The sequence below is a fragment of the Gudongella ferriphila genome (assembly GCF_046224405.1).
Classification (GTDB): Bacteria; Bacillota; Clostridia; order Tissierellales; family Tissierellaceae; genus Gudongella.
The window spans coordinates 62,940-69,494 of sequence record NZ_JBJXRK010000010.1; the positions used below are offsets into that span (position 1 = coordinate 62,940).

The 6,555-nt window shown below is 36.3% G+C and carries 6 protein-coding genes; 5 read left to right on the forward strand and 1 reads right to left on the reverse strand.

Features of this window, described 5'->3' with window-relative positions:
* Window positions 1–13 precede the first annotated feature (13 nt).
* From galU to tnpA, 3 genes are all read left to right on the forward strand, one after another.
* Window positions 14–925: a UTP--glucose-1-phosphate uridylyltransferase GalU gene (galU, locus tag ACKVDP_RS07640; protein ID WP_409228227.1), complete on the forward strand. Its 912-nt coding sequence runs from the start codon at window positions 14–16 to the stop codon at window positions 923–925.
* A gap of 35 nt (window positions 926–960) precedes the next feature.
* On the forward strand, window positions 961–2,853 hold the full coding sequence (locus ACKVDP_RS07645; RefSeq protein WP_409228228.1) for a DUF262 domain-containing protein: 1,893 nt from the start codon (window positions 961–963) through the stop codon (window positions 2,851–2,853).
* Window positions 2,854–3,477: 624 nt separating this feature from the next.
* Window positions 3,478–3,705, forward strand: coding sequence for an IS66 family insertion sequence element accessory protein TnpA (gene tnpA, locus ACKVDP_RS07650; RefSeq protein ID WP_409228229.1), 228 nt, complete (start codon window positions 3,478–3,480; stop codon window positions 3,703–3,705).
* A 202-nt stretch (window positions 3,706–3,907) separates the two neighbouring features.
* Here the strand turns inward: tnpA and ACKVDP_RS07655 are convergent, their stop codons facing one another.
* Window positions 3,908–5,005 carry an integrase core domain-containing protein gene (locus ACKVDP_RS07655; RefSeq protein WP_409228230.1) on the reverse strand — a complete coding sequence of 366 codons (1,098 nt, stop codon included), beginning with the start codon at window positions 5,003–5,005 and terminating at the stop codon, window positions 3,908–3,910.
* Window positions 5,006–5,114: 109 nt separating this feature from the next.
* Here ACKVDP_RS07655 and ACKVDP_RS07660 point away from each other — a divergent pair, with 109 nt between their 5' ends.
* Both ACKVDP_RS07660 and ACKVDP_RS07665 read left to right on the forward strand, forming a co-directional pair.
* On the forward strand, window positions 5,115–5,711 hold the full coding sequence (locus tag ACKVDP_RS07660; protein WP_409228231.1) for a hypothetical protein: 597 nt from the start codon (window positions 5,115–5,117) through the stop codon (window positions 5,709–5,711).
* Window positions 5,712–5,811: 100 nt separating this feature from the next.
* Complete coding sequence (locus ACKVDP_RS07665; RefSeq protein ID WP_409228232.1) at window positions 5,812–6,426, forward strand: UTP--glucose-1-phosphate uridylyltransferase; 615 nt, start codon at window positions 5,812–5,814, stop codon at window positions 6,424–6,426.
* Window positions 6,427–6,555 lie beyond the last annotated feature (129 nt).

The following is a 6,555-nucleotide window of genomic DNA, read 5'->3' on the forward strand; positions in this document are numbered from 1 at the left end:
GTCTTAACATCACATGAAAGTACGCAAAGCAGTCATACCGGCAGCTGGCCTTGGAACGAGATTCTTACCAGCTACAAAGGCTATGCCAAAGGAAATGTTGCCAATTGTAGATACACCTACAATTCAATATATTGTACAGGAAGCTATTGATAGTGGGATTGAAGAGATTCTTATCATAACAGGAAAAAGCAAGAGAGCAATCGAGGACCACTTCGATAGAAATGTTGAATTGGAACTGGAACTTGAGAAAAAAGCCAATGAAGAGTTGTTGAAAGTGGTTAGAGACATTACCAATCTTGTCGATATCCACTACATAAGACAAAAAGAAGCGAAAGGACTTGGACATGCCATCTACTGTGCAAAGACATTTGTAGGTAACGAGCCATTTGCCGTTATGCTAGGTGATGATGTTGTATATAATGAGGGAAAACCATGTCTTAAGCAGATGATAGAAGTTTATGATGAATATAAGACGTCTGTACTTGGAGTTCAAACCGTTAAAGATGAAGACGTGTGTAAATATGGTATCGTTGACGGTGAAAGGGTAAGTGATAGAGTTTACACCGTGAAGGGTCTAGTTGAGAAACCAGCTGTAGATGAAGCTCCTTCTAATGTTGCTATATTAGGAAGATACATCATCAATCCAGGAATTTTTGATATTTTAGCTGAGACGAAGCCTGGAAAAGGTGGAGAGATTCAGCTGACTGATGCACTGAAAGAGTTAGCTCTTAAAGAAGATATGTACGCTTATGATTTTATCGGCAAAAGATATGATGTAGGAAACAAACAAGGATTCCTTGAAGCTACTGTCGAGACTGCTCTTAGAAGAAGTGATTTGAGAGATGAGTTTCTATCTTATTTAGTGGGAGTTGTTCAGAAGGAAGTTGGATCTTTGGCTGAGGTTGCTGCGGGGAGAGAAGAATAAAAGAATCTATTGTTATATTAAAGGAAGGTGAGACTGTGGCATTCAATACTGAAAACAGAAAGATTGCAGATTTATATCAACGACCATGTAGATATGTCATACCAAGATATCAAAGGGAATATGTTTGGAAAGAATCAAACTGGCACGAATTACTAACTGATGTTAAATTCACAATGCAAGCAAAAGATAAAATGAAATGGTCTCACTTCTTAGGTACAATTGTTTTAAATAGCTTCTCAGCAAAGAAAAAGAGCGAAAGAATTGAAGGCATTGTTGACTATGAAATTATTGATGGGCAGCAAAGGATTACAACAGTTTATTTGATGCTTTTGGCCTTATATAAGCAATTCAAGAATATTGATTCTGAAGTTTCAAAGAAAAGAGCAGAATATATATACAGTACATTCGTAGTGTCATTATCGGCAGACTCTGAACAAATTATAATGATTGATAACCCGGAGTTAGATAGTGATATCAAAGAGGTTATTGATGCATCAAGAAAAGCAAAATCATTGAGCAGAAGCAATAAAATGTATAATCTGTTTAAGTACTTTTCAGATGAATTTGAATCCTATGATTTTAGTACTTTGGACACGTTTCTGAATCGTTTACTTGAAATTAATGTTGTCGAAATTATATCTGATCAAGAAGAAGAAATATACAATATTTTTGAAGTTTTAAATGCTCGAGGCCAAAAATTGAAGCAGATAGAGTTGTTGAAGAATCACATAATGAAATATATCCAACCTAGACAAGAGGATTTTATAGATGAAGCGAAAGAAAAGTGGACTAAAATAATTGAAAACAATAGTCATTTAAGTGATATTGATAATTTAATTAACCATTTTACGAAATGCTACATAAAGAAGAATGCAGAAAATGCTAATTCAGTGTATAAACTCATTAAAGAGGAAGTAGCTATAGAGGAACTTGCAGAGTTCCTGGAAGATTTATTTGAGTATTCTGAAGCATACTCATCAATTACAGATACCAATTCTACTGACCCAACTATAGAATATTTTAATATTAAAAGAAATCAGCAAGTTAGATCAATGCTTGCTGCAATACGGGTACTATATTGCAGAAATACTATTCCTGATACAGTATATTATGATGCTTTCCTGAATCTAAGAAATTTCTTTTTTATTTTCAATGCTACTCAACAAACTAGTAATAGGATTGATAAAATGATGAGTGATGCAGCATATGAATTGTATCATTCAAAATCAGAAATTGACTTCAAATTTATACTTAATGAATTTTTCCTGAAAATAGCGGACTTTATTAATAAAGAAAATTTCAATTCAATATTTTACACCAATCAATCATTCAGATATTCTACTAAAGATAGCCGGTTAAAAAGAAACTCACGGCTTGTTAAATATATTTTAGTTGAATACTATAAAATGACACAAAATGATTCAATTTTAGATCCCAAACAATTAACAATAGAGCATCTATATGGTGATAACGGCTATACGGAAAATTCCTTGTTGTCTAATCTCACTTTGACGACTGGTTCCATAAACTCTGATGAATTGGCTGATAAAAATGTAGAAGAAAAAATTGCTATTCTTAAAGAAAAATCGTCAATCAAAGCGAATCAAACACTTGATTTATACTTAGTCAATGGTGAAGTTGATAGAGAAAAACGTGGAGATGACATTCGTAATGAATTATATGAGAGTTGTTTTAAGTTTCATAAAGATCTTTTTGGTTTGAATAAGTCTGATATTGATCAGTACAAGAAAATTAAAAATTTAATTATTGATATATCTGACTTAGAGGATTTGCTCTACTCTTCAGGTAAGTACTTTGAAGAAAAGCTTGAAAAGGATCCTAAATGTTCTTTGCTAAAAGAAAAATACTATAAACTGTTGAGTGTGGGCGAAGTAGGAGATAGTGAAGTGGCTGCAACTAAGGAATAGAGGGCTGAATTTGGAAGTCAGTAATTTGTGTGGTGCCGGGCACGGATAAGTGGACAAGTTGATGTTGCATTTGGATGTTATTCCTTCTCTGGTCCTTACAGTTAAGTATATCAGAGTCCCCAAAAGTCCCCAAGAACCTATTCATCCACATAAGGGATTTTGGAATCTTATATGAGGCTTAGCTCTAACATGAGTGATGTACGGGACAAACGAGATAGGCAGAGATGATTCTGACATAGTAGATCAAAGAGAATGGGGTTATTGAAGTGATTCTGTTTGGATTTCGCTATAGGCAGTGACAGTGGATTTTCAGATCGGTAGTGAAAGAGAACGGGAAACAGATCAATATTGACATAACAAAATAATACAGACATAATACATCAAAGAAAACGGGCATGAAGAGGGTAAGTTAGATAGCTTTGCCCGTTTTATTTATAAATGAAGGTGTCAGAATATTGTATTAATGGGTGGGTTTGGTGTTGCTACTATTACAAAGGAGGTAAGCGTCCCATAATCTCATGGATTTAAATTACTCAACCTAAGTGAGATAATATACTCATATATTGCACTATCAATGTTGACAGAGTACTTGGTCAACATTGATAGCACTAAGGGGGTAAATTAATGACCACTATGAAAGCTGAGAAACACAAAATGCAGAAGGAAATCTGGCTCAAACGGGTTAGGGACCATAAGGAAAGTGGACTGTCTATCAGGCAGTGGTGCAGGGATAATGATTTGCCTGAATCGATGTACTACTACTGGTTGAGAGTCATAAGACAGGAGTCTCTCATACAGGCAGGCACACTTGCTGTAACAGGAAAAACTGAATTTGTGGTGTGGACCTCATAAATTATTTCCAACAGAAATTTGCAGTATACGCACCAGAATTTTGTGACTAATAATCTGAAAAAACTAGCACATATGGGAAATAATGGGATTTCAAACATGGGTTAGAGTCAAAAAATTCAGGATGTAATAGGTGGGAACTAAAAAAGAGCATGACAATAAACCCTATAATATAGGGTTGGATAATATTAGATAAGCGTATAGTTTACGCAACTTTTTTGTAGGTATGGTACAGACCACCAAGAATCTCTTTTGGAATCATCTTACCCTCGGTAAATTTAGATTCAGGGTATTCTGGGGAGGGGATCGGTGTTGTACAGTCAATGCCTTGGTGAGTCCTGTTTGTGTTGTAATATTCATATACATATTCCTTCATAAGCCTATGAAGATGGATCTCATTGACGGGAATAACGTGGTCAGTCAATTCTCTTCGGATACTTCCTATGGATCTTTCGGCTATTCCATTTTGCCAGGGAGATCTATACGATATTCTTTTAGACTTGATATCTGAGGAACTCAAGAATTCCTGGAAGTCCTCGGATACAAAGACTGGATCATTATCATGGATTAGATACTTGGGCTTATTATCATAGGGGGTTGCTTCCCTAAACTGCTGCTTCAGCCATATGGTGTTCGGATTGTATGTAACACCAAAATGTTCAATTTTTCTTGTATCATGATTGATTATTATCAGTATATAAAGAATCTTAAAGGTCAGTGTGGGAACAGTGAAGAAGTCCATTGCCCAAATTTCCTTATGGTTTTTCAGGAAGGTTTTCCATGACTGAACCTGCTTTTCAGTGGGTGGTTTCCTGGGGTCTTGACCAAGTATCTGTCGGATCTTGTTTGCACAGGGGACATCGGTGTAGTTCATGTTTATTAGCAGTTCATGGATTTTCTCGGCACTCATAAGAGGGTTCTTTGTATGTATTGATTTAATAAGTTCCTTTGTCTTGTTGGACATCTTAGGTCTGCCAACAGGTTTGGACTTTTTCCACCAATGTTTCCTGAAGGCTGTCTTATGCCAGTTTAGTACAGTTCTAGTTGTTACATGCAATGGCAGCTTTTGCCAAGGCTTGTAGTGCTTGGAAAGGAGAACCCAATATTGTTGATGGGCTATACTAGTTCTAGGTTTTGGAAGATTTTTCTTTTCAAACAGCCTTTCGTAATAGGCGAGCTGCATTCTCAGTACTACATTTTCCTTTTCCTTGTGAGCATCTGATTTTAACTTGGCACATAGAGTCCAGAATAATATACTCAACCAATCTCTAAAATAAGATGTTAATGCTTTTAAAACTCTCAAATTTACCACTCCTCCTTCTTTGAAACAATATTAGGTAGGATTTTAACATAAATGGTAAAATCAGTCAATTGTTACTCAAGATGGCGAAAAATGCGTAAGGAGCTGTGATATGAACAACATAATTTTAGACTACTGTGTTTCTCTGGTAAACCTTTATGGTATTGTTAGCCTTGATAGAATTGTTCATACTTATAATCTGCAAAATGAAGACCAAATAAGCCTTGGTGATCTTAAGGATGAGGTTGAGAAAAATGAGGACTACCTGAGGGATAACCTTGTTATTGTTGAGAATAATGAACTGGTTGCCATTGAGATTATCATGCTAGGAGATTATGATAAGGAAAAGGGATATAAGGAGAACAAGCCTTATTACATTCCTGAAAGAGCAGAGTTACTAAAGTATAGAGACTATACATATTTTGAAAGGACATGTTCATACAAGGAACTTGTAGAATTCTTTGAGGGGTTATATAAAGACATATCAAGAGCTGAGGAGCTTGCAAATGAAGTAAGGATCTTCATAAGGTCTGCAGATGGGATGAAAAATCTCGGATATTTCTTTGAAGAAAGCAAATTGAAGCTTAAGGATATCAAGGATGCTGAAAAATTGATGGAATTAATCGGACGTCTTTCTAATAATACCAGAATGTGGGCTAATAATGGATTTACCCCAATTGAAATTGAAGAAATGGATGGTGAAAGTTAGGTTTTGCGATTAAACTTGATGTAATCGATCATGTATTCTGGTAAAATATTGTAAGAGAGTGATTTGGTTTTGTCATTACATATAATATGGGAGGTACAAAATGAGAGTTAGGAAGGCAGTCATACCAGCAGCGGGATTGGGAACAAGGTTTCTTCCTGCTACAAAGGCACAACCCAAAGAGATGCTACCAATTGTTGATAAGCCAACCCTTCAGTTTATTATTGAAGAGGCAGTTGCATCAGGGATCGAGGAAATCCTAATTATTACAGGAAGGAACAAGTCATCCATAGAAAATCATTTTGATAAATCCGTTGAACTTGAGATGGAGCTTGAGAAGGCTGGTAAGGACGACTTACTTGAAGAAGTCAGAAAAATATCCGATCTGGTCAACATCCACTACATCAGGCAGAAGGAACCCCGTGGTCTTGGCCATGCCATCCATTGCGCCAAGAGCTTTATTGCCAACGAACCTTTTGCCGTTCTTTTAGGGGATGATATTGTACAGAACGATGGCAAACCATGCCTTAAGCAGATGATTGAGGCTTATGATGAATATAAGACCACCATACTTGGTGTTCAGGAGGTTCCTGATGGAGATGTTGACAAGTATGGGATAGTGGATGGAAAGCACATAGAAGACAGGATCTACAAGGTAAAGAATCTAGTTGAAATGAATATTCTTGTGCGGCAGAGCCGCAGTTCCGGTGTGGCATGAGCCACCTGTCCGGAACTACAGAGCCACTTTGATTACTCGCTTAATCTTTTATCGAGTCCGTAGACTTCTCTCATAGAAAGATCTTTTGCCGGATTAATTGACTCGATATTGATTCTGTAAGAGTCATGG